The organism is Siminovitchia sp. FSL W7-1587 (assembly GCF_037963795.1).
Taxonomy (GTDB): Bacteria; Bacillota; Bacilli; order Bacillales; family Bacillaceae_C; genus Siminovitchia; species Siminovitchia thermophila.
The window spans coordinates 1,197,309-1,221,942 of record NZ_CP150169.1; the positions used below are offsets into that span (position 1 = coordinate 1,197,309).

The window sequence follows — 24,634 nt, forward strand, 5'->3', positions numbered from 1 at the left end:
AGGGTAACTGTTTTCCTTCTTGATCTGAAATGAAATTTTGTCGACATGAATGTAATCGCTTCACAAAAGCGGGATCGCTGAAATGGTTTTACATCCGGAAAACTGGAACAATTTTACAAATGCTAAATAGTTAGAGAGGTACATCACATGCAGCAAGAAAATCTATCAAGAGGTTTAAAAAACAGGCACGTACAATTAATTGCCATAGGTGGGGCCATCGGAACGGGATTATTTCTTGGAGCAGGGAAATCGATCCATTTGGCGGGGCCGTCTATTTTATTCGCTTATCTGATTACAGGCATCATTTGCTTTTTGATCATGCGTTCACTGGGAGAGATCCTTTTAAGCAATTTAAACTATCATTCTTTTGTTGACTTCGTACAAGACTATTTTGGTGATGCGGCAGCTTTTATCACCGGGTGGACTTATTGGTTCAGTTGGGTATCCATTGCGATGGCTGATTTGACAGCGGTTGGTATTTATATACAATATTGGTTCCCCAGTGTGCCCCAGTGGATACCGGGCTTCATTACATTGATTTTGTTGTTGGTGATGAACCTGGCCTCCGTAAAACTTTTTGGGGAAATGGAATTTTGGTTTGCGTTAATCAAAGTCATTGCCATCTTGGCGTTAATTGTGGTCGGTATTTTTATGATCGTGAAAGGTTTTTCCACTGATGCAGGTCCGGCCAGTTTCACTAATCTATGGAGTCACGGGGGCATGTTCCCGAATGGCATGACCGGTTTTGTCCTTTCATTTCAAATGGTCATGTTTGCGTTTGCAGGGATTGAACTTGTAGGACTCACTGCAGGTGAAACAGAAAACCCGGAAAAGGTTATCCCGAAAGCAATCAATAATATTCCCATTCGGATAATCATTTTTTACATCGGCGCACTACTGGTGATCATGAGTATATATCCGTGGACGACCGTTAACCCGGCAGAAAGCCCATTTGTCCAAGTCTTTGCGGCGGTTGGTATTACGGCAGCTGCAAGCATTATCAATTTTGTCGTTCTGACATCAGCTGCATCGGCTTGTAACAGCGCCATTTTTAGTACGAGCCGGATGGTCTATTCACTTGCAAAAAATCAACAGGCGCCTCAAACATTTAAAAAACTGACAACCCATAAAGTGCCTTCCAATGCCTTGTTTTTTTCGGCTGGTATTGTACTGATTGTCGTTATTTTGAATTATGTCATGCCGGAAGGAGTATTTACGCTGATCACAAGCGTTTCCACCTTTTGCTTCATCTTTATTTGGGGAATTACCGTACTTGCCCATTTAAAATATCGCAAAACAAGGCCGGAATTAGCCAAAGCGAGTAAGTTTAGAATGCCGCTTTTCCCATTTGCCAATTACCTGATCCTTGCTTTCTTCGGATTTATTTTAGTAGTGCTTGCACTCGGGGAAGACACACGGATCGCCTTGTTTGTAACGCCGGTGTGGTTCATTCTCTTGTTTGTCATATATAAAATCCGGGGAATGAAAATGAAGAATGCGTGACAGATGGAACAGAAGAAGTTAGCGAAGAAATAAGAGGACATTCTATTAAATGCCGGGGCGGTCTAACCACTAGCCCCGGCGCCAACGGGATCGCTATCATCACCGTAATGTCGTCTATACCAAGCCTGTTCAAATAAGGACAGGCTCTTTCTTCGTATTGATAGCCTCTCTTTTCTAATGTAATCCGGTTCTTTTTGATTCCAAGCCCAACTGCTGTATGATTAGCTGGAACTGTATACGTTAATTCGATGACACCTCCCCGCCGCTCGCCTTTTCCATGAGCGTTTTCCAGAGCGCTTTTTCTTCACTGGTGAGGGTAGATGCGTCATCTCCCCGGTAAATGATGCGTTCATACGCTTGCGTTAATTGGCTCATTTCCTTGGTTTGAAGTTGCCGGTCGATATAGGCCGCATATTCACGCAATGTTTGGCCCGTTTTCCTTTGAAAGCCGCGTTTGTCCAACCGCTTTAGCAACAGCTCGTATGCTTCTATAAAAGTTCCGTCATCATTTTTCTCATTTTTATTTGCAAAAGGACGTTTTCTTCTACTATAAAAGATCGCAAATCCTAAGCCCAAAACAACTAATAACAGGGCGCCACTCCAAATCCATTTGGAAAGCCCGATTCCCGTAAAATTGGAAGTGTTGGAAGGTTCTTTTTCTTCAATAACTTCCTTTGTCTCTTTTTCTTCCTTCTCAGCCTCTTTTTCGGGGGGCGCAGCCGGATCGGTCTGGCTTGCTTGAGATTGGGCTTCGTCGAATACATAAGATGAAGGATTGTTAAATCCTTTTGTCGGTTCAAATGGAACCCATCCCAAACCCGGAAAGTAAACTTCCACCCACGAATGGGCCTCATTGTTTGTTACTTGGTAAATTCTGTATTCTCCATCAGCCGCTTCGCGGTAGTTCCCAGGCGCGTAGCCTTTCGCCCATCTAGCCGGAATTCCAATCGAACGCAGCATTGTTACCATGGAGCTAGAGAAATTATCACAATATCCCCTTTTCGTATCAAACAAAAATTGTTCTACATAATCCTCATCACCGGTTGGAATGGCGACGCGGGTTTGGTCATAGGAAAAATCACCCGATTGGAAGTGGCGCTCTATGGCTTTTGCCTTGTCAAACCAATTATCTTCCTCTTTCGTTATTTCAACAGCCAGCTCCTTAACACGTTCTGGAAACGCTGCGGGAAGCTGCGTATATCTTTTTTGCAGCTGGTTATATTGCTCACCGTCCGGCAAACCAGTTGTCCCTCGCAACTTCTTCATGCTGTATGCGGCTTTCTCGTATGTGACTGTATATTCTTTCAAGCGGGCTTCCGTACCATCACTTGTGTGTGAGTTAATCTTGTCAAGAACCGGATCATATTGGAGAAAACCATTCCCTTCATTGCCTGTTACCGATACAAACCCGTAAGGCCTGACGATATGTGGATATTGGATTTCAAATTGGAAGCTTGCTTTTGTCAATTCTCCCTCGTTGCGCATGTGCTCATCCATTAAAAATGTTTCTCCATATTCGAATCGCTTCATTGGAGCAGATTGTTCCGAAGTAATCCAGCCTTTTCCAGTGTATACATCTTTCGTTTCAATCTTCCAATACTGCCTGCTCGAAGATGTCACTTCGAATACGACCCGATCATCACTGATAAACGGTCCGCCCAATTGGGAGTCGTCTACTCCGTAGCCGATTTTGGAGATACCGGGATTTGCCGTCTTATCTGTAGTCGATTTGATATACGGTACAGGGTCCGGCCAAACTGGGGCTGCTTTAGGTGAAATATAACCTGCCAATACACTGAGTATAATCATGGAGGTTAAAGGAAACATCCATTGTTTCATTAATCCGGATGCATCTTTAATCTGTTCTTTTTCCAACACACGCTGAAAAAAAAGAATTCCGAGAAGTGCGAAACCAATGATAACAATACGCACAATGGCCCGGTTCGCTTCATATTCGGTAAAAGTATCCAGGAGAGCGACATAAAAAATCGTCATCATGTAAAAAATGAAAATTCTCTTTCTGATTGTCAGCCAAAAGCGAAGCAAATAAGTAATTTGCCATAACAATAGAAAAAATAATAGACTGCGAAATCCGGGCGATAATTCGGTCCAGTTTTTGGAAGCAAGCAACGATATATTTAACTGGATTTCCGTACCGAAACGAGGAAGCCAGACAACGATGGGCTCATTCGCTTCCCGAAAGATAAGGTACAGGAAAATAAGGATAAAACCTGACTTTACCGGCCAGCTAATAAACCATGGTGTTCCCAAGAAAATCAAGATGATGGAAAACACAACGAAAATGATGAAGTAATGAATTTGGCTTGTTTTTGTAATTTGTTCCAATGGCAAAAGCCATTCCCAAAGAAGCAAAAAACCAAATACATAAAGCAGTAGTTTCATATATGTCCGATCCTTATTCATGCTTCTTTCTCCCCCGATAAATCGGCTTTTATCTCTCCATCATATAATCTTTCAATGTGCATACCTCGTTGCAGCGCTTCCTGAATCAACACTTTCTCTTGCGGTGCCGCGGCTTTCGCTTGAGCAAGGAAAATAACAACATTTCGCTTCATTCTTACTAGCATTTCTGCCTGTTCCAATAAAGAGCTTGTCAGTGAGGCCGCAATAAAAATCACACTTCCGTTGTGTTGAAGCAGTTTCGCCTCTTCTACCATTTCTTCCATGACATTTTTAAATTGAGACCGCGCTTTCGCCAAGACATATAATATATTCATAAAATGCCGTTCGCCGCCATTCACCGGGAGATATGATGTTTCGCCCCCCGGCAAATACAAGCCTGCCTGTCCCCCGCTCTCAAGTATGGACCTTGCGGCAGAGGCTGTAAATTCAACCATTTTCTCAAAGTGGTCGGCAATGCTGCAATCAAGCACGAATAGCGGATCATTGGACCTTTTGACCTCAAATTCTTTCGCCATGATTTCATTTGTCCTTGCTGTCGCCTTCCAATCAATCCATGAAAATCGGTCCCCGGGCTGATATTCCCTGATTCCGGCCACAAGAGAGGCATCCTTATGATATTGGAATCTTCCTGATCCCATTCCACGCTCCAGCGCCCGTTTAAACGGTTCATGGATAAAAGGATTCAACTTGGGATAGACAAGGATCGTTTTCGGAACAGAAATGGATGTTTCTTTTTCCAAAAAACCGAAAAGGTCTCCGGTTTTAAAACGGACAGAATGAAACATATGCTCTCCACGGGGAATACGGGTAATCTCGTAACGAATCGTCAACCGCCTGCTAAACCCGGGAAAAAGCATCTGTTTATGACCATTGACGGAAGCAACATCTTCGATGATTAAAAAAAGCAGAGGAAAAGGAAATGTTCTTGTTGCAGTGATGGTTACTCGTACATTATTTCCGGCGTAAAGCCGTTCAGAGGAAAGATCCCTCTTCACATCAAATCGTAATGGAAAGGCATTCAGCAAAAGCGAATAGACAGCCACAGGCAAAAAGCTGAAAAACAAAAACCAGCTGACAAACCCGCCTTGAAACATGGCATAGGAGAAAGTAAGGGCAAGCAATAGGATGATAAGGAAAAATCCGGAAAGTCTTTTCAATGCTGCCATAATTGGAATTTTGGAACTTCTTGTTTTCATCTTATTTTACAGCCCTTTTTACCGGTATATCAACCGACTTCACCAATTCGCCTATAAGGGATTCGGCTGAAACCCCACGGTACTTGGCCTCGGATTGCAAAAGGATGCGATGGGAGAAAACATATGGAGCAAGGTACTGGACATCATCCGGGATAATAAAGTCGCGCCCTGAAATAAATGCGTATGCCTGTGCCGCTTTTAGCAAGGCGATTGATCCGCGGGGGCTGATTCCGAGGAATATGTCCGGATGAGACCGCGTCTTGATGGCCAAATCAACGATATATTGTTTAATCGTTTCTTCCGCAAATATATCTTTCACCTGGCGCTGTAAATGTCTTAATTCCTCCAGGCTGATAACCGGTTCCAGGTAGTCGATTGGCGGGACTTTTTGTACTCTCGTCAACAGTTCTACTTCTTCATTTGCTTCCGGGTATCCCATTTTCAGTTTCAATAAAAACCGGTCTAATTGGGCTTCGGGAAGCGGGTATGTTCCTTCGTATTCTACTGGGTTTTGTGTTGCCATCACAAAAAACGGTTTTTCCATATGGAGTGTCGCGCCGTCAATCGTCACACTTTTTTCTTCCATTGCTTCAAGCAAGGCAGATTGGGTTTTAGGCGAAGTCCGATTGATTTCATCGGCTAAAACAATATTTCCCACGATTGGTCCGGGCCGAAAAGAAAACGCCATTTCTTTCGGGTTGTAAATCGATACGCCAAGTACATCGGAAGGCAATAAATCCGGAGTGAATTGAATGCGTTTAAAGTCGGCATCAACGGATTTCGCCAACGCTTTGACGAGCATCGTTTTCCCTAACCCGGGTACATCCTCCAGCAGCACATGGCCTTCCGCCAGGAGCGCAACGATACTGAGCCGAGCTACTTCTGTTTTTCCAATAATGACCTTTTCTATGTTTTGAATCACTTTTTTCACTTGCTGCTGAGAAATCTCGGTCGTCAATGAATACACCTGCCGATCCTATCATATTTTACATGGTGGAATGGAAGGGGACTGAACCGCCCCCTATTTCCAAAAGTCATCAAATACATGTGCCGGCAAATGCCGTTTATGCATTGATTTGCGGTATAAAGCCTCTATCGTATTTTTAGCCTGCGGGGAAACCTGCTTCCCTTCCAAATAGTCATCGATATCCTCATATGACACGCCAAGCGCCACCTCATCCGGCAAGAGCGGCCGGGCATCCTCCAGGTCTGCGGTTGGGATTTTATTGTACAAATGTTCCGGACAGCCCAGCTCTTTCAGAAGCATTCTTCCCTGCCTTTTATTTAACCTGAATATAGGAACGAGATCGGCTGCGCCGTCTCCATGCTTTGTAAAAAACCCCGTAATCGCTTCTGCTCCATGATCAGTGCCGAGAACGACACAGTTATGCATTGCCGCGATGCTATACTGGGCCTTCATCCGTTCCCTCGCTTTTTCATTTCCTTTTGTGAAGTCGGAAATCTTCACCCCCGCCTTTTCAAGGGAAGCCACACTTGCGTCAACGGCAGGCTTTATATCCACTGTATAAGTCACGCTCGGCTTAATAAATGCCAGCGCGTCATCTACATCGCTTGCATCTTTTTGTACGCCATAAGGCAGCCGGACAGCAATAAATTTATATTTTTTCACATCACGCTCCTCGTTCAGCTCGTCAACCGCCATCTGGGCCAGTTTCCCGACTAATGTCGAATCTTGTCCGCCAGATATACCGAGTACAAATCCGTTAAAAAAAGGATGAGCTTTCATATACTCTTTCATAAAGTCGATGCTGATGCGGATTTCTTCCTGTGGATCGATCCGGGACTTTACCTTTAATTCTTTGATGATTTGTTGTTGTAAACTCACGGCGCATGTCCCCTTTCTTCTATTTTCTCAAACGGTCAATCTTTTCTTTGACCGCTTCGATATTCCTCATTTTATTATCCCAGCAATCCTGACTGAGGTCGACTGGATATTCTTCAGGATTTAGCGAACGCCGATACTCTGCCCACAAGAGATCAAGGTTTTCCCTGGCAAACGCCTGAATGTCTTGAAGGCCCGGCAAATCATATACCAGCTCTCCGTCTACAAATATTTCATGAAGTAATTGTTTTGCATTAAAATCTGTTACCAATTTACTAATAAACGTATGAACAGGATGAAACATTTTCAGTTGTTTTTCTTCTTCCGGCTTTTCATCCCATAAGGTGATATAATCACCCTCTGACTTATGATTTAACCGATTAATGATCCGGTAAACCTTTTTACGGCCCGGGGTGGTTACTTTTTCGGCGTTACTCGATATTTTAATCGTATCCTCCCATTCTCCGAACTCATTCTCGATGGCGACCATTTTATATACCGCCCCAAGCGCAGGCTGATCATAAGCAGTAATGAGTTTCGTGCCGATTCCCCAGGAGTCGATTTTTGCTCCTTGTGCTTTCAAGTGGAAAATCGTATATTCATCCAAATCACTTGACGCATAAATTTTGGCGTCCGGAAATCCTGCCGCATCCAGCATTTTCCTCGCTTCTTTTGATAAAAAGGCCATGTCCCCGCTGTCGAGGCGGATTCCTTTAAATTGAATCCTGTCACCAAATTCTTTCGCCACCCGGATCGCCGCCGGAACGCCGGATCTCAATGTATCATATGTATCAACGAGAAACACGCAGTCCCGATGACTTTCCGCATATTTTTTAAATGCGGTATAATCATCTTGATACGCTTGGACCATGGAATGGGCATGCGTCCCGGCAACAGGCATACCGAACAATTTGCCGGCCCTTACATTGCTAGTGGCATCGAAACCGCCAATAAAAGCTGCGCGTGTTCCCCATAAAGCGGCGTCCATTTCCTGTGCTCTCCTTGAACCAAACTCCAGCGCCACTTCATCCCCGACCACTTCTTTTATTCGGGAAGCCTTAGTGGCAATCAATGTTTGATAATTCACGATGTTCAGGAGTGCGGTTTCAATGAGCTGCGCTTCGGCAAGCGGTGCCTCCACTTGCATGATGGGCTCATTGCCAAATACAAGCTCTCCTTCCTTCATGGAACGAACCGTCCCTGAAAAACGAAGGTTCGCCAAATAGTCGATAAATTCCCCATTATAATCGAGATCATCCCGCAAATATCGCAAATCGCTTTCGCTGAAATGAAAATTCCGCAAATAATGAATCGCTTTTTCCAATCCGGCAAAAATGGCATAACCGTTTGCAAACGGCAATTTTCTAAAATATAATTCAAATACTGCTTTTCTTTCGTGGATTCCATCTTGCCAATAGGTTTTCGCCATATTAATTTGATATAAATCTGTATGCAGCGCCAGGCTGTCGTCGTTTTCATGAAATCTCATGCGCCTTTACTCCCTTTCTCAGACTACTCTTGCCCCAAGTGTGTTTGTAAAATGGGTCAATGCCCAGTTGTGGCCCGTCTCATTAAAGCTTGCCACCGCATTCTTATGAATAACCATTTGAAACCCTTTGTTAAAGGCGTCCACCGCTGTATGCAACACACATATATCGGTACAGACCCCACAAATATGGACTTCTTCAATTGCCCGCTCACGCAGTTTTATTTCAAGGTCCGTTCCCGCAAACGCACTGTACCTTGTTTTATCCAGATAATATAAGTTTGGGCTATTTTTTTGCTGCTCGTACAAATCTTTCAAACCGCCGTAAAATTCCCGCCCGCTTGTACCTGCAATATTATGTGGAGGGAAAAGCGCCGTCTCAGGATGCAAGTCATCTCCCTCTTCATGTTTATCAACCGCAAAAACGACAAAATCACCATTTTCCAAAAACTGTTTTGTTAAGCCAACAATTGCCTTTTCAATATCCCGCCCTGGCCTCCCGCAAGTAAGCTTGCCGTCTTCAGCCACAAAGTCATATGTATAATCGACATTTAGCAACGCCTTTTTAGCCATCCATATTCCTCCCTTTTCTTTGCATATATTTTAAGCCTTCTCTTTTTGCCAGGTTAGACAATGGATGACTTTCTATAAAATGCAGGACACTGGCAGGGCTGCTTTTTGAGTACTCTCTGAGCGACCAGCCAATCGCCTTTTGAATAAAAAATTGCTCTATATGCATCGTGTGCTTAATATTGGCAAACAGCAATGTTTCATCCGTCTTTTCTTTATACTTTAATTGAAAGAGGATCATGGTCCGCTGAAGCCACATATGATCGGAAGATAGCCATTTCTCGCCTCTTGATTCGATTAGTTCGGGATATTTGAAAAATAACGTGCCAACCAAGTGGCTGGCAATGGTATCAACAGTGTCCCACCACGGCTTCTTTATAATCAAATATTCAATCAAATCTATATGGGATGCATCCAATTGTTGCTGTTTTTTGCCAAGTATGTCCAAGGCAATATTTTGAAACTCTCTTTCCGGAAGCTCCCACAATTTTAAAATAAAAGGTTTACATTCATCCATTGTCATGTCATGAAACAATTGAATAAAATTCTTTGTGAGATTCCTTCTTTCTGGCGATCTTAATCCAATGAAGGAAAATAGCCCTTGCATATACCTTTCCATCTTTTCGGCATTTTCTTGATTGTGATGTTGTCGCAACCATTCAACCATTGATTGAAACCTTACATCATCCATCATTGCTCACCCCTCATTCAATCGCTTTTAACCCGATTGCGCCAGCAATGATGAAGCTCAAAAATAACATGCGTTTCCACCCTGCCGACTCTTTAAAAAAGAGGATACCCATTATGACAGCGCCTGCCGCTCCCAATCCCGTCCAGATTGCATACGCCGTACCGAGCGGAATGTCCTTCATCGCCAACGCCAAAAAATAAAACCCGAAGCCAAAGGTGAAAATAATGGCAAGCAGCCATCCGATACTTTTTTTCTGATTATACATATTGATGCTCATAACACCAAAAATTTCTCCGAAACTTGCAATAATGAGATACACCCATGCCAAATCAATCTCCTCCATCTGAAGGGTTTTTCGACACTTCACGCTTCTCGTCTGTCGTCATTTTAATTCCCACTACTCCTATAATAATGAAAGCGATAAAAATAAGTTTTATAAAGGTGAAGTCTGCGCTAAAAACGATAAAATCAATCAAGACAATGGCAGCTGCCCCGGAACCTGTAAAAACGGCATAGACCGTTCCAGATGGCAGTTTTTCACATGCTTTAATGACAAAATAGAAGCTGAAAATAATCATCACAATTGTCCCGGTCCATTCCAAAAATGTTTCCGAGTACCTTAGACCAATGACCCAAAATACTTCAACAATAGCCGCAAAGAGAACATATAACCAAGCCATCCGATTCTCCTTCCACCCTCTTTCACGTATATTTTAGCACATCGTGGGAAACATCCCTATAAAATCACAACTTTTAGAGGAACTTTTACTTTTTTGTGGAAGAATAGTAATTTAGAGATATCAGAAAGGAGGATGGATCATGAACAACAGAAACCAAACAAACAGACTGATCAGTTATAAAGAAAAAATGGGAAGAGAACAGGCAGCATCTCTCCTCCAAACCATTGCAACAAAATTAAAAGAAGAGGGGTCCTTTACGCTCCACCAAGGAGAACAGGCACAAAAAGTGGAACCGGGAGAATTCGTCACCGTAGAAATTGAACTCGAAGAAAGAAATGGAAAGTATGAATTTGAATTCGAATTAGAATGGCATGAAGGAGAACAAAACAAGCCCTTAAAAATTGACTGAGCAACATAGCGGTTACTCAAGGGAAGCTTTCTTAATCCCGCGGATAACATGATGGTTATCCGCGGGATTTCTCCTTATACGCGGGTATTTTTTTCTATCCGCGGGTATTCTCCTCTATCCGCGGGTATTTTTTTCTATCCGCGGGTATTATTCTCTATACGCGGGTATTATCCTCTATACGCGGGTATTTTTCTCTATACGCGGGTATTCTCCTCTATACGCGGGTATTTCTCTCTATACGCGGGTATTTTCCTCCATGCGCGGGTATTTTCCTCCATGCGCGGGTATTTTTCTCTATACGCGGGTATTTTTTTCTATCCGCGGGTATTCTTCCTCTATACGCGGGTATTCTCCTCTATACGCGGGTATTTTTCTCTATACGCGGGTATTTTTCTCTATACGCGGGTATTTCTCTCCATGCGCGGGTATTTCTCTCCACGCGCGGGTATTCTCCTCTATACGCGGGTATGACCTCCTCATACACGGGTATTTCGGCTCACCCTCCTATCCACGCTTGTCCGCGAGTTTTGTGCTCAACTTGTAAGTCCAAAGCGGGAGGGCGTTCATCGCAAGCGGCTTTCCTACATATTTTATCTTCCAGCTTAGGAAGCCGCTTGCCGCGCGTTTTACTCCGCTCATGATTTTACCGCCAAATCACAAATAGTCGTCTGTCGGCCAGTTTTGCATAGTGTAATGTCCGAACGGCACCATCATACTTGGGCGCGTACGATGAACTGGGAATGGTGACTGGGTTCGCTATTTCTTCTCTTGGATTCACTTGGATTTATATGGATTATGTTCTCGGCCTATAAAAAAAGCACCCTGCAAAGGGTGCATACAAAATGGTAGAGGTTATTTCCAAATGAGAATGATTTACTCTAAGAAACGTCCACGTTGACGCATCAATTCACGATTTAAGTTTGGATCTTTTTCAAATGCCGCACGGCCGTGCAACCAGAACAAGTTGTTGACGACAACGAGGTCGCCTACTGGAAGTTCCAATTCAATGACGCTCTCATCGCTTTCCATGGAAGCAGAAAGTTCTTCCAAGTATTTAGCTTGATCAATTGTTTCTGGATAAACAAATTGGTCGATAAAGCAGATGCAAGGTTTGTCATTCTTTTTAAAGAATGTTGCACGATTAACTTCTTGTGAAACGTTTTTGCTTGGTGGAGCTTTGTACAAGAATTTGTGGCTTCCAAGCGGATTGTTTGCAAATTTATCAAGCTCTTTCCAATCATCCAAGTGAAGAAGTCTTGATTCACCGCCACGCGCGTTTTCTTCAATCATTTTCATCATGAGCAACCAGTCAGTTGGCTCATCAACGAATGTTCCGTCAGTATGGAGCGTAAAGAGACGGTATGCTTGACGCAGGTAAGAGTCACTATTATCAGTGTCTTTTACTGTAAAACGCGCATAATATTTTCCGGACATGGCGTCAAAATTGGGCTGTCCAAGTAGATGTGTAATCGCTGTTGCAAAAATCACATACTCATCTGTGTTTTCAGTTACACCTTCCAAACCGAGTGTAAATCCGCCTGTTTCGCGGTCGTGAACAATTCCTCTAAGCGTTTCGCCGAGATCTTCTCCCACGAAATCTTGAAGAAGAGAAGATACGATCAAGCGCTGGTATGGTGTGTACTCAAGGCTTTGGACAGAGATGTTTTTCTCTTCCACTGCCGCTAAAAACTTGGCAATCGCTTCTTTGTTAACTGTGATGTGGAACAAACGGTTTGACTGCGGATGAGGCTTTACCTCATAACCGGCTGTTTTCTTTACGAATTTGCTTTCTGTTGCAACTCCCATGAAAATATTCCTCCTGTAAAAATTTTTATCAGTAAAAACGGGTTTGACAGAAAACGTAAAAAGCCAGTTGTCGAACAACCTTTCCAAATAGAAAGGCTTACATTCGAACAACTGGCTTATATTCACTTCACCGCTCTATGGAAGTAGAGTCACAGTGAATATTGCAGTTTTGCTTATTTTACTTTCCCTGTCATTTGTGTACAATCTATACTATTCACGATTTTGAAAAGGCATTTTTCAAAAGGTGAATATGTTTAAAATAATTCTTATCTAAAGAATATCACCGAGTGTCTGCGGTGTCAACAAATTTGTCAAATTTTTTTCGAAATTGTTTCATATTCTCTGAGAATACAAACCATCCCATCTTATTCAATGAAGTTTCACTTTATCCCGCATGTAAGGTGCCGTAAAACTCTCACTTCAAAATCTTGAGTGAATACAAAAGGGCTAAGTGGGAGTAAACAGCACCTAAATGCCAGATTGGTTCAACTAACATTCAGCAGGAGCCCTACTAAATGAAGTTTCACTGTATTGTTCGTTTTTTCATCAGCTGATTTAGTTGTGTCTCACTCCCATTCTGTTACACATCAGGTGTGTTCTTTTTTATTCAATGCCGTTAAACACATCATTTCAAACATAACGTTGGCTGCCAATGCGGATGTGATATCTCCATGATCGTACGCTGGAAGAACTTCCACCACATCAAAACCAATAAAAGGAATATCGGTCAGTTGGCGTAATATTTGGAAGGCTTCACGCGGATAAATTCCCCCAACTTCCGGAGTGCCCGTCCCTGGGGCAAATGCCGGATCAATAAAGTCTACATCAAAAGAAAGAAAGACACGCCGGCCTGCCACTCTATGTTTAATGGAAGAAATTAATGACTTGATTCCCATGTCCAGGACTTCTTCTGTCGTTATCACTTCAAATCCGAGTTCTCTGGATTGATCGTACTCGTCCACGCTATTGATCGACCCGCGCAACCCAATCTGGATAGAATGAACAGGGTCAATTAATCCTTCTTCCACCGCCCGCCTAAAAGGGGTACCATGTGTGTACCTTTGTCCAAAATAGCTGTCCACTGTATCAGTGTGCGCATCAAAGTGGACGAGAGAAACAGGTCCATAATGTTCGGCAGCAGCTCGCAGTTCTCCTAACGAAATGGAATGGTCCCCGCCCATGACAATCGGGACGATTTCCTTTTTATACATAGGAGCCAAAACTTCGACTATATTCTTATATGTTTCTTGGATAAATCCCGGGACAACCGGAATATCTCCATAATCTACAGCGGAAATATAATCAAATATATTGATTTTGTGGTGATTCGAAGAGCAGCGCACAAGCGACGAGAAGTTGCGAATGGCTTGCGGTCCAAACCTTGCTCCTGTTCTGAATGTTTGCCCCGTATCAAAAGGGACACCTATGATGGCCACGTCTACATTTTCCAATGTCTTCACATGCGGAAGCCTCATAAAAGTACTGATCCCACTAAACCTGGGCTCCTTAAAAGTTGAATCTTGTCTGTATTTCACCATGTGCTTTCCCTTCTTTCTACATGACGTTAATGAAAATCCACCTTATTGACCATAAACTGAAGAGCATTCTGTTGATAATAGCGAAAATTTTCAAGGAACATTTGAAGAGCACGGAACATGTACATATTCGTTCTGGCGGAAGCATGAGGTGTAATCAACACATTTTTCATTCTCCAAAATGGATGTTGAGCTTCAAGCGGCTCGCTTTTAAACACATCCAAAGCCGCACCGCCTATTTTTCCTGTTCTTAAAGCTTCTAACAAATGCTCTTCAACAATGACATCCCCTCTGCCGACATTCATAAAAATGACTTGATCCTTCATCAGTTGAATGATATTTTTGTCGATGAGATTTCTCGTCTCATCAGTAGATGGAAGCGCACTGCAAATATAATCACAACATGGGACTATTTCCTTCAACCGCTGAACACGATGGACTTCATCAAAGCCGGCCATATGACGTCCGCTTCGATTTACTCCGATTACTCTCATGCCAAGCGCCCTTGCTTTTCTGGCAATTTCCAATCCAATTACACCCGTTCCCAGCACTCCTAACGTTTTGCCATAAACTTCAGACATTCCAGCAGTATATGACCAGCTCTTCTGTTCCTGAAGCTTTATAAATTGTGGTATATGTTTTGCAAAATAAAGAACGGCGAAAATCACATACTCACTGATCGGAATCGCATGAATCCCTTTTGATGAAGTGACGAGAATGTTCTTATCTTTGATTGGGGTTATCGGCAATTGCTCCGTCCCGCTGCTTAAGACGTGGATCCATTTCAACCCTGGAAGCTTCCGCAATTCCTCAACGGTGACAGCATCATCAAAGTTTCCATAAGTGATCAGAATTTCCACAGCATTTTTCTCCCTTTTGCTCAGTTCATTGATTGTTCTTTGAACGACAGGAACTTGCGTTTCTTTCGCTATTTTTTGTCTCATTTCAGCGGATAAGTCTGATGTTGTACAAACAATCACACAAACACCCCCATTACATTTAACATAGCATGGTGCATATTGATTGAGAAATTGAACTTTTTGATCGTTTTCATCAATCGCTTCTATGGATACATTTCTATTGGCCGATCTATGGTAAACTGTTGGCAATATGATGTACAGAGGTGGCGCGGGAATGGAATTGAGGAATTTAAAAACGTTTCAGGTGGTGGCAGAGTGCTTGAATTTTACGAAGGCGGCGGAGAAACTGAATTTTACCCAGCCAACTGTTACGGCTCAGATTCAGTCACTGGAAAAAGAGTTGAATCAACTATTATTCTTTCGTGTTGGAAGAACCAATCATTTAACGCCGGCCGGCAAGCTGTTAAAGAAGTATACTGATGAACTTTTTTTGATCGTGGATCGAATGGAATCCGCCTTTGAAGATCTCGAAAAGCCAAACGGTTATCTTCATATTGCTGCTTCTGAATTTTATTGCACCAACTACTTTCCTTTCATTGTATCTGAGTTTTTAAAGACATTTCCCGATGTCCATATCAACTTAGCTTCTTGTAACAGTAACGAGGTCATAAAAGGAATTGAATCCAACACTTTCGATTTAGGCGTTATTGCAGGGGAAATAGTAAGAGAAGAAATAGAAAATATCATTTTAGATGAAGAAGAGCTCTTATTAGTCGCAGCAAAATCTGTCTCTGAGCAATTGTCAGTGAACGAAATCATCAACAACTTGCCTTTTATCAGATACAGAATCAGCGGGAACTACAAGGCCCTCATTAACCACTATATACAACAAACAGACTTTTCTCCGAAAAAAAATATTGAATTCGGCAGTGAAGAAGCAATCAAACGCGCTGTCTTAAAAGGAACAGGCTATGGACTGCTATCTAGCAATCTCATAAAAAAGGAGCTAAACAATGGAATGTTGATTCCTATCGAGTTGACGGATCAAAAGATCAGCTTTAAAACATCTCTTATATATTTGAAGAAAAAAGAGGAGAAAGAGGAGTTACAGTCTTTCACAGAAGTTGTCAAATCCTTGTGGGTAAAAGCACCCGAAGAATAAAAGCTCAACAATGCCCGTCAAGGGGCTCGCTGAGCTTTTTGATCAAATGGTTCCTTATAACGATTCCACACTTCAGGAGGAACTCCTCGCCTTATTTTTCCCCTTCAGTGATTTGCTTGAAATGCAAGTGCAAATCTTTCATGGCCGCAATAAGCGCGTTGGTCGCTTTCCCTTTATAATACGTTTGAATGGCTTCTATCTGTTCATCAATGCCATCCTTCAAACTGGTTCCTCTTAGAAGCCGCCCGATAAAATCACTTCCATGTTCAGTTGCAAGAGTAGCGGAGGCTTTTAGTATGACCCCATACTTTACATCAATTTCTGCTGTAATGGTCAGTGTCTCGTAGACGCTTTTGGCAGCCATTCCTTGCGGCAGGCGCGCATGGCCTGCAATGAACATCGTTTTTGCATTAAACTCCATCGATATCCCCTCTTTATTGAATTGTGACAGCCGCTTCTTTAAGGTGTGACTGTTCAGGAATTCTTCGTGCCACTTCTTTTCCGATTTCTATTGATGCTGTTGCAGCCGGTGATGGTGCATTACATACATGGATCGAGCGTTGCCCCATAATAATGTGGAAGTCGTCCACCATGGAGCCATCATCTTTTAATGCCTGGGCGCGAACGCCGGCAGGTGCCGGTACAAGGTCATCCTCTTGGATTTCCGGAATTAATGCTTGAAGGCTCTTCGTGAACTGAGCTTTGCTGAATGACCTGATATATTCTTCCATTCCCTCTTTCATAAACTTGGACGCAAGTTTCCAAAAGCCGCCGTATGTTAACGTTTCAGCCAAGTCTTTAGGATTGAAGTCCGTTTTCTTGTAACCTTCTCGTTTAAATCCAAGCACAGCATTGGGGCCCGCATCCACTTCGCCATCGATCATGCGGGTAAAATGGACGCCCAAAAACGGAAACTTGGGGTTTGGAACCGGGTAAATCAAATGTTTAACGAGATACCGCTTTTCCGGTTTCAACTTGTAGTATTCCCCACGGAAAGGCACTATTTTCATGTCCGTTTTATAGCCTGCGGCAGCAGCAACCCGATCACTGTGAAGGCCCGCGCAATTAATGACAATGCCGGCTTTTATCGTTCCATTATTCGTTTCGATAACGACCTCATCATTTTCTTCATTGATTTTCTCTACTTTTGTGTTTAACAAAATATCGCCGCCATGATCGGCAATGATTTCTGCAAACTTTTCACTCACTTGCCTGTAGTTGACGATACCAGCCATAGGTACGCGAATGGCCGCAAGACCCGCCACATGAGGTTCAATTTCTTTCAATTCGGCTGACTCAATTTTTTCAATAGCCAGTTCATTTTGCAAACCGCGCTCATACAAGTTGTCAAGAAGCGGCAGTTCTTCAGGTTTCGTCGCCACAATGACCTTGCCGCATATGTCGTGATCAATATTGTGTTTCTGGCAAAATTCAGTCATTGACTGGCTTCCTTGTCTGGCAAAACGCGCTTTATAGCTCCCTGGCTTATAATAGATTCCCGAATGGATGACCCCGCTGTTATGTCCTGTTTGATGCGTGGCAACAGCGGATTCTTTTTCAATCACAACCACTTTGGCATTTGGAAATCTGTCATATATGGCCATGCCTGTTGAAAGCCCTACAATACCGCCGCCTACAATCGCAAAATCATACATATTTTTATACCCCCGTCCAAGTTAAGTATGTTTTTTCATGTGTTCCATGCACTTGATCAAATTATTTTTTGTCCGCAAAATATGATACTCCACCGCAGCCCTTAGCTCAGCAGGATCTCCCCGTAACGCCGCTTCATATATAAGGCGATGTTCCCTTTGCGTTTCTTGATAGTAGTCGATTAATAAATTGGGGGCGATTGGTGAAATCCCCAACATTTCGACCATTTTCTGAACGCGGGGCCACGGACAGCCGCTTCTGAGTGTCTGATGGAAGGAAGCATTCAGTTGGATATATTGATCATTTGTTTCATCTGTTAACTCGAGTGTCTCCATTTGAATTAAAATATCATATAAATGTTGTTTATCTTTCTCGGTTAAATAAGGAAGAGACTTTTCCACCGCCAGTCCCTCCAGCATGGAGCGAAGGTGATATATTTCTTCTATATTGTCTTTTGTAATCGGTGTAACGACTGCTCCTTTATGAGGAACAAGCTCGACTAATCCTTCAATTTGGAGTTGCGTCAATGCTTCACGTATGGGCATCCTGCTTACCTTGAGGCGTTCTGCCCATTCCTCCTGGATTAAACGATCGCCTTCTTTTAACGTACCATCCAAAATGGCTTTTCTAAGCCGTTTCGTGACGTTTTTGACAATCGTCGATTTATTTGACGCGGCATCGTTCGACAATGATATCCACCTCTCTTTATTTTGGATACAATCCATAGTTTATCATAGAAGTTTAACGTTTTCAATCAGGAATTTTACAAAAAAATGAATCCAATCTTCATCAAATTGGATTCATTTTACTTTATATGACTATCCTATTTTTTTGTTGTGATGATAGCGAATTTCACCGGATGAAAAATTTTTTCTCATGGACAACATGAGCAAGAAACCGAGAAGCATCCAACCGGCAAAAATAGCCCACTCATATGGCCAAATGAGAGCCGCCGGCATTCCGGGCATGTATAGAATAACGAAGAAAATACTCATAAGAACGGCCAGCCACCCGACAATGCTTGACTTTCCGGCTTTAAATGGCCTCTCCATTTCCGGTTCGTTTTTGCGGAGCTGAACAAAAGCCACCGCAGCCAGCAAATAAGCAATAACAATAGCAAGTCCACCCGCGTTCACAAGCCAGAGAAGCATGGGCCGCCCAAGTAGCGGGCTTACTGTTGCCAAAGTACCGATAAATAAGACAGCGTTTACCGGAGTTCCGTGTTTGGGATGAAGCTTGCCAAACCAAGAAGGAATCATCTTCTTATCGGCCATCGCATACAAAATCCGGCTTCCTCCGATAATAAACGCGTTCCAACTCGTAATAATACCCGCTATTCCTCCGAGTATCAATATAATGCCAAAGATGTCGCTTCCAAACAATTTGGCCATTGCATCAGCCGTCGGGAGTGTAGAATTGGCCAGAGTATTATGATCAAGGCCCAGTCCAACCGCAAATATAATGGCAACATACCAAACAACGGCCATTACAACAGATACGATTAAAATTTTCCCAATTGACCTGGCGGGAACGTTCATTTCTTCCGCTGTTTGCGGAATCACATCAAAACCGACAAACATAAATGGCGTCATAATCGCAACGACCATAATACCGCCAACTCCGCCAATGAATAGCGGCTCGGCATTGGCAGCTTCACCGTTAAAAACACCACCAAAAATGAGCATTAATCCAATAATAGCGATAATAATCGTCAGTACCATTTGTAAAAAGGCGGCGGATTTGATGCCGAGATAGTTTACAATTGTCACAAAGATGGAACCGACCACACCTACAAGAACCCAAGAAAGATATACATCATAACCATTAATCGTATACATGAAACCGACTTTATAGTTTGGAAAAATATATTCGATCACTGTAGGCAGTGCCACCGCTTCAAATGCTACAACCGAAATGTAACCGAGTGCGAGCATCCATGAAGCTGTAAAGGAGCTTTTAGGACCAATTCCCCTTAAGACATATATAAGCGCACCACCTGTCGTAGGCATGGAAGATGCGAGTTCTGCATAAGTCAGACCAACAAATATAACGAGGACGCCTCCGGCGACAAATGCAATCATCGCTCCAACCGTACCGGCTCCAAGAATCCACTCTCCGGATAACACGACCCAGCCCCAACCAATCATGGCGCCAAAGGCTAAAAACAGGACATCCCAACGAGATAAAACCTTTTCAATATTTCGATCTTTTTGCATTACCTTTCTCCTTTATTCATTTATAAGAGATTCTGCTGAAAGACTGTCCGCTTTCAGCAGAGAACATGTTATTACTTCGCGAATGGGTTAAAAGTTACCGTTTTATTTGTTGTAAAGAATTCAGCCGCAGCCTGTCCCTGTTCTTTTGGTCCTTGGCCGGAAGCTTTCGTTCCCCCAAACGGAGCCTGTGGCTCAGCACCGCCAGTCTCTCCGTTTATTTGCACCATGCCCACTTCACTGTTTTCGATAAAATGAAATGCTTTTTCCAGGTTTGTGGTGAAGATCGCTGCGCTTAGTCCGTAAATCGTATCATTTGCTTTTTCAAGAGCCTCTTCATAATCGGCCACTTTCATGACTGCCACAACCGGCCCAAAAATTTCCTCTTTGGCAATTGTCATTTCATGAGTAACATCACCAAAGATCGTTGGTTCGATGTAGTAACCGCCATTAATATCAAGCGTTTCACCACCGTATAAAAGCGTGGCGCCTTCTTCTTTCCCTTTTTGGATATAACCTGTAACTGTATCGAACTGTTTTTTGGAAGCAACGGGTCCCATCGTGTATTCCTCTTGTAAACCGTCGCCGATTTTGATTTGCTTTGCTTGTTCAATTACTTTTTCAACGAATTGATCATGAACAGGTGCTTCAACATATACTCTGCTGGTTGCTGTACAACGTTGGCCTGTTTGTTTCATTGCCCCTTCTACGACGAGACGAGCGGCAAGATCCAAATTGGCATCCGCAAGTACAACCGCCGGATTTTTGCCCCCAAGCTCCAACTGATATTTCTTTCCGTTTGCCGTTGCCTGTTGAGCGATTGTTTGCCCAACTGCGTTTGAACCAGTAAACGTAACAGCCGATACATCTTCATGCTCTGTCATGACTTCTCCAATAACAGAACCTCTCCCTAACACAAGGTTTAGTACGCCTGCCGGAAGACCTGCGTCCGCAAAAACCTTGGCGATTTTTGCAGCAGTGATACCCGTTTCTTGTGCCGGCTTCCAGACGACAGGGTTGCCGAATACGAGTGCGGGAGCCAGTTTCCAAATGGGAATGGCGATTGGAAAATTCCACGGGGTAATCGCCGCCACTACCCCGACAGGAACACGCAGCGCAAGCAAAGTCGATCCGGCGTTCGCCGAGGGTAAGACTTCACCAGTTTTGCGGTACCCTTCCTGTGCGTAATATCGCAAAATGGATGCCCCGCGCAGAGCCTCCCCCTTCGTTTCAATAAAGCGTTTTCCCATTTCCAATGTGGCTGACTTGGCGATATCATCTGCCCGCTCTTCCAAAATATCAGCAGCTTTACGAAGGATTTCTCCTCTTGCCACCGAAGAAGTCGCTTTCCAGCCTTTGAAAGCAGATTTTGCCGCTTTAATGGCTCTATTCACGTCTTCGGGTGTTGAGACTTCAGTTGAACCGATACATTCATTTGGCTTCGCCGGGTTAAAATGTTCGTGCTTTTCTCCTGAAACAGAACCAACCCATTCGCCGCCAATAAAGTTAAGATAATTTTCCATACGTACTCTCTCCCATCTACATCATTTTTCTCTCTTGTCATTTGTACTTCTTTTTCCAATGTTCAATCCTTTTCAACGACTACATACAGTAGAGGCAGGCACTAAAAAAATCATTCCAGTTTACCGGAGTTTGCATTGCTTTTCTGTCGACAAACCCAATGGAACAAGTCGGACCAGCCGGTTCGATGCACCGTATTTCGGAAAAGTTATTTGATATAAAAGGATTCCAGCTTGTACTGCCCAAACGTACTGTTTTCAACGAAGTGCTTCTCTTTCGTTTCCTCTATTGCGGCCAGGGAAGCTTGGTACAATCTGATTTCCGGAAAATATATTTCCGAATCGGATGCCCGTTCTTTCTACCAACACCGAGTGCCCAGTTTAGATCAACCGCAAATCCCCATCGAAAACAGTTTCCAGACGAAGAAAACTCCTTGTATTTCACTAGAGATGAATCCGATAACATTTTATTCGTAAAGCCTTTCATAAAGTGTAAGAAGGAATGGTGAATCGCCCCTAACAGGCCCGATGACTTTTCTCTTAAAGGGGTTTCACATTTGAAAAAGCTAGAGATCTTCCCGCCAAAAAATGGGAACAGCCCCTTTTTTTGAAAAGGTCACAATATTAAGAAGCATCCGACTGTTAAAAGCAAGTCAAAGCGGATCATATCGCTTCTTCCCCCAAAGTTTCGCGGCTACGCTGACAGGAATCGTCTGAAAACTCTTTACAAATCGGAGGGAATGCGGAAAAAGCGGATACAGGATGAAGGCGAATGCGTTTTCGCTACTTTCTCCTGTCCGGCCTGTTTTACATTGATGAAGTCTGATTCCCATTGGCAAAATACGCTCTGGTGACAGATACATAGATGACGGCTTTCTTCCTCTATTCCAGAACTCTTCTTTCCCGCAGTCACCTTCTTTTTCATCAGTCATCATGTTTTGTTGAGAAAAGGATATACAGTTAGAAAAGTTTTCCAATGAAAAAAGCCAGCAACTACTGTAAATGGATAATCCGCAAGACGTGTTACTATCATTTACATTCGTTTACTGGCTCTAAATCTACGTAATGCTTTGTTTACGTTTTCTCAACAAAGTCTGGTTAGATTTGACAGTTTTAAACTTATGTTTATATTATTTTTAATGTTATTTACAAGATAACGATTATTACTATAACAATAAGTTCACGAATCTGTCAATGTTGTTTTATATTAATGTAATTTTTGAACAATATCACAAATGGATGGCCATGGCTACTTCATCACATGCTGGAAATTTTGGACAATGAATGCAATCGGTCCAAACCTTTTGGGGCATCTCCGTTTTTTCGATGATTGTAAAACCGCATTTTTCAAAAAAGACAACTTGATATGTCAACGATATCAACTTGGAGATACCAATATTTTTCGTTTCTTCTATAATTTTCTCAACAAGCATCTTTCCTATTCCACGGCCTTGTGCTTTTTCGGAAACAGCAAGTGATCGAATTTCCGCAAGGTCTTGACCAAGAATGGCCAGGCAGGCAACACCAACCACCTCTCCACCCTCACTTGCTACAAAAATAGACTGGATGTTGATGACGAGCGATTCGCGCGTCCTTGGCAGCAGTAATTCTTCCTTAGCATATTTATTCACCAAATCATGTACTTGATCAATATCTTTCAAAGTTGCTTTGCGGATTTCGACCATTGATTATCACCTTTTTATTTAATATATAACTTATCTTACTGAACGACAGGTGAAAGTCAATACATTTATTCATATTTATGCACATTTTTAAATAATTATTCAAAAATCCCTTTCTTTCACGTCTGTCCATTGTATAATATAAATAAAAACAGATAAGGCAGGGATGATTCTAATGGAAAATCCGCTTACCTTCCCGAAAGGGTTTTTATCTTGCGCAAAAAATGTGGGCATTAAAGATGAAACACTTGATTTCACCGTCATATACTCCGAAGTCCGCGCGGCGGCGGCGGCGATGTTTACGCAAAATCAATTTTGCGGAGCACCTGTCGTTGTAGGCAAAGAACATATCAAAAATGGTTATTTGCAAGCATTTGTCATTAACAGCAAAAACGCCAATGTAGCGACCGGGGAACAAGGCATCGAAGATGTCCATCACATCATTGATACTCTGGCGGAGGAGCTTGCCGTCAATCCGGAGGACATTTTGCCATCTTCCACCGGTGTGATCGGAGTCCCTCTACCTGTCAAAAACATATTGGCAGGCATTCCCGGCTTGAAAAAGGAGTTAACAAAAGAGGCACTACAAAAATCCGCCGAAGCCATCATGACGACAGACACCTTTCCAAAATATCGTAAAGAGCAAGTGGGCAATGCCACTGTATGCGCGATTGCCAAAGGGTCCGGCATGATTGAACCAAACATGGCGACCATGCTCAGCTATATTGTGACAGATGCCGAAATTGCCCCTGAACATTTACAAAAAATATTAAAAAGAGCGGTAAATGTATCGTTCAATATGGTTTCAATTGATGGGGATACGAGCACGAGCGATACTGTGGCGATCATGGCCAATGGCCTGGCAGGCCCTGTCGATCTTGATGAATTTGAACGAGTATTGACCGCGATGCTCATCAGCTTGGCCAAAGACTTGGCCCGTGACGGGGAAGGAGCAACAAAGCTTGTAGAGGTGAGCGTGTCAGGGGCCAACAGTGAACCCGAAGCTAAAAGAATGGTCAAGGCGATCATTAATTCTCCCCTTGTCAAAACAGCCATCTTTGGGGCCGATCCGAATTGGGGCAGGATTATTTCAACGATTGGAAATGCGGATTTCACCATTGACCCAGCTAAAGTATCCGTTTCATTTGGTGATCTCATCGTATTTAAAGAAGGAGAACCGACAGCGCCCAACCAAGAAGAGCTGGCGAAATATTTGAAAGGGAACAACATCGGGATTTTTGTTAGTCTCGGTCAAGGCCCAGGGAACGCCACAGGCTGGGGATGTGACTTATCCTATGATTATGTACGCATTAATGGAGAATATACTACGTAAAAAGAGACGCCTAAAAAATCTCTAACATCAATCAGTTGGAAGAAAACAAAGTGCTTCCCACCGACTGT

General features: G+C 43.0%; 23 protein-coding genes. 4 read left to right on the plus strand and 19 right to left on the minus strand.

The features are described 5' to 3' along the window. The first annotated feature begins 147 nt into the window (after nt 1-147). Nucleotides 148-1,503, plus strand: a complete 1,356-nt coding sequence (locus NST31_RS05675) for an amino acid permease (protein WP_339164464.1) — start codon at nt 148-150, stop codon at nt 1,501-1,503. 240 nt (nt 1,504-1,743) lie between these two features. Here NST31_RS05675 and NST31_RS05680 read toward each other — a convergent pair whose 3' ends face one another. From NST31_RS05680 to NST31_RS05720, 9 genes are all read right to left on the minus strand, one after another. After that, complete coding sequence (locus NST31_RS05680; protein WP_339164466.1) at nt 1,744-3,927, minus strand: transglutaminase domain-containing protein; 2,184 nt, start codon at nt 3,925-3,927, stop codon at nt 1,744-1,746. Next, nucleotides 3,924-5,123: a DUF58 domain-containing protein gene (locus NST31_RS05685; RefSeq protein WP_339164467.1), complete on the minus strand. Its 1,200-nt coding sequence runs from the start codon at nt 5,121-5,123 to the stop codon at nt 3,924-3,926. Before NST31_RS05685 ends, NST31_RS05680 begins: the two co-directional genes overlap by 4 nt. 1 nt (nt 5,124) lies before the next feature. Beyond that, nucleotides 5,125-6,081: a MoxR family ATPase gene (locus NST31_RS05690; RefSeq protein WP_077113169.1), complete on the minus strand. Its 957-nt coding sequence runs from the start codon at nt 6,079-6,081 to the stop codon at nt 5,125-5,127. A 63-nt stretch (nt 6,082-6,144) separates the two neighbouring features. Next, nucleotides 6,145-6,969, minus strand: coding sequence for an ammonia-dependent NAD(+) synthetase (gene nadE / locus NST31_RS05695; protein ID WP_077113168.1), 825 nt, complete (start codon nt 6,967-6,969; stop codon nt 6,145-6,147). 19 nt (nt 6,970-6,988) lie between these two features. After that, the gene (locus NST31_RS05700) at nt 6,989-8,455 is read right to left on the minus strand and encodes a nicotinate phosphoribosyltransferase (RefSeq protein ID WP_339164470.1); all 1,467 of its coding nucleotides are present in this window, start codon (nt 8,453-8,455) and stop codon (nt 6,989-6,991) included. 18 nt (nt 8,456-8,473) lie between these two features. Then, nucleotides 8,474-9,025 carry an isochorismatase family cysteine hydrolase gene (locus tag NST31_RS05705; RefSeq protein ID WP_339164472.1) on the minus strand — a complete coding sequence of 184 codons (552 nt, stop codon included), beginning with the start codon at nt 9,023-9,025 and terminating at the stop codon, nt 8,474-8,476. Next, the gene (locus NST31_RS05710) at nt 9,018-9,716 is read right to left on the minus strand and encodes a DNA alkylation repair protein (protein WP_339164473.1); all 699 of its coding nucleotides are present in this window, start codon (nt 9,714-9,716) and stop codon (nt 9,018-9,020) included. Before NST31_RS05710 ends, NST31_RS05705 begins: the two co-directional genes overlap by 8 nt. A gap of 10 nt (nt 9,717-9,726) precedes the next feature. Then, nucleotides 9,727-10,041 (minus strand): multidrug efflux SMR transporter, encoded by a 315-nt coding sequence (locus NST31_RS05715; protein WP_339164475.1) that lies wholly within the window; start codon nt 10,039-10,041, stop codon nt 9,727-9,729. A 1-nt stretch (nt 10,042) separates the two neighbouring features. Then, on the minus strand, nt 10,043-10,393 hold the full coding sequence (locus NST31_RS05720) for a multidrug efflux SMR transporter (protein WP_339164477.1): 351 nt from the start codon (nt 10,391-10,393) through the stop codon (nt 10,043-10,045). A gap of 139 nt (nt 10,394-10,532) precedes the next feature. Here NST31_RS05720 and NST31_RS05725 point away from each other — a divergent pair, with 139 nt between their 5' ends. Next, on the plus strand, nt 10,533-10,802 hold the full coding sequence (locus NST31_RS05725) for an amphi-Trp domain-containing protein (RefSeq protein WP_339164479.1): 270 nt from the start codon (nt 10,533-10,535) through the stop codon (nt 10,800-10,802). A gap of 504 nt (nt 10,803-11,306) precedes the next feature. On the opposite strand, the gene NST31_RS05730 is transcribed toward NST31_RS05725, so the two are convergent. The 4 genes from NST31_RS05730 to NST31_RS05745 all read right to left on the minus strand — a co-directional run bounded on the left by NST31_RS05730 (nt 11,307) and on the right by NST31_RS05745 (nt 15,123). Beyond that, nucleotides 11,307-11,441 carry a hypothetical protein gene (locus tag NST31_RS05730; protein ID WP_339164480.1) on the minus strand — a complete coding sequence of 45 codons (135 nt, stop codon included), beginning with the start codon at nt 11,439-11,441 and terminating at the stop codon, nt 11,307-11,309. A gap of 234 nt (nt 11,442-11,675) precedes the next feature. Beyond that, on the minus strand, nt 11,676-12,608 hold the full coding sequence (gene glaH / locus NST31_RS05735; protein ID WP_077113162.1) for a glutarate dioxygenase GlaH: 933 nt from the start codon (nt 12,606-12,608) through the stop codon (nt 11,676-11,678). 587 nt (nt 12,609-13,195) lie between these two features. After that, nucleotides 13,196-14,146, minus strand: a complete 951-nt coding sequence (gene speB / locus NST31_RS05740) for an agmatinase (protein ID WP_339164481.1) — start codon at nt 14,144-14,146, stop codon at nt 13,196-13,198. Nucleotides 14,147-14,172: 26 nt separating this feature from the next. Further along, nucleotides 14,173-15,123: a D-2-hydroxyacid dehydrogenase gene (locus NST31_RS05745; protein ID WP_339164483.1), complete on the minus strand. Its 951-nt coding sequence runs from the start codon at nt 15,121-15,123 to the stop codon at nt 14,173-14,175. A gap of 154 nt (nt 15,124-15,277) precedes the next feature. On the opposite strand from NST31_RS05745, the gene NST31_RS05750 reads away from it, so the two are divergent. After that, on the plus strand, nt 15,278-16,165 hold the full coding sequence (locus NST31_RS05750) for a LysR family transcriptional regulator (protein ID WP_339164484.1): 888 nt from the start codon (nt 15,278-15,280) through the stop codon (nt 16,163-16,165). A 91-nt stretch (nt 16,166-16,256) separates the two neighbouring features. Here NST31_RS05750 and NST31_RS05755 read toward each other — a convergent pair whose 3' ends face one another. The 6 genes from NST31_RS05755 to NST31_RS05780 all read right to left on the minus strand — a co-directional run bounded on the left by NST31_RS05755 (nt 16,257) and on the right by NST31_RS05780 (nt 23,236). After that, a complete protein-coding gene (locus NST31_RS05755) occupies nt 16,257-16,586 on the minus strand; it encodes a DUF3870 domain-containing protein (RefSeq protein ID WP_077113158.1) in 330 nt (109 codons plus the stop codon). Nucleotides 16,587-16,599: 13 nt separating this feature from the next. After that, the gene (lhgO, locus tag NST31_RS05760) at nt 16,600-17,820 is read right to left on the minus strand and encodes an L-2-hydroxyglutarate oxidase (protein WP_339164485.1); all 1,221 of its coding nucleotides are present in this window, start codon (nt 17,818-17,820) and stop codon (nt 16,600-16,602) included. A 21-nt stretch (nt 17,821-17,841) separates the two neighbouring features. Beyond that, a complete protein-coding gene (locus NST31_RS05765) occupies nt 17,842-18,507 on the minus strand; it encodes a GntR family transcriptional regulator (protein ID WP_339164486.1) in 666 nt (221 codons plus the stop codon). A gap of 129 nt (nt 18,508-18,636) precedes the next feature. After that, nucleotides 18,637-20,034: an APC family permease gene (locus NST31_RS05770; protein WP_339164488.1), complete on the minus strand. Its 1,398-nt coding sequence runs from the start codon at nt 20,032-20,034 to the stop codon at nt 18,637-18,639. 71 nt (nt 20,035-20,105) lie between these two features. Then, nucleotides 20,106-21,554 (minus strand): aldehyde dehydrogenase family protein, encoded by a 1,449-nt coding sequence (locus tag NST31_RS05775; protein ID WP_339164489.1) that lies wholly within the window; start codon nt 21,552-21,554, stop codon nt 20,106-20,108. A 1,226-nt stretch (nt 21,555-22,780) separates the two neighbouring features. Beyond that, nucleotides 22,781-23,236, minus strand: a complete 456-nt coding sequence (locus tag NST31_RS05780) for an N-acetyltransferase (protein ID WP_339164491.1) — start codon at nt 23,234-23,236, stop codon at nt 22,781-22,783. A gap of 172 nt (nt 23,237-23,408) precedes the next feature. Between NST31_RS05780 and argJ the strand changes: the two genes are divergently transcribed. Beyond that, nucleotides 23,409-24,566: a bifunctional glutamate N-acetyltransferase/amino-acid acetyltransferase ArgJ gene (gene argJ, locus NST31_RS05785; RefSeq protein WP_339164493.1), complete on the plus strand. Its 1,158-nt coding sequence runs from the start codon at nt 23,409-23,411 to the stop codon at nt 24,564-24,566. Nucleotides 24,567-24,634 lie beyond the last annotated feature (68 nt).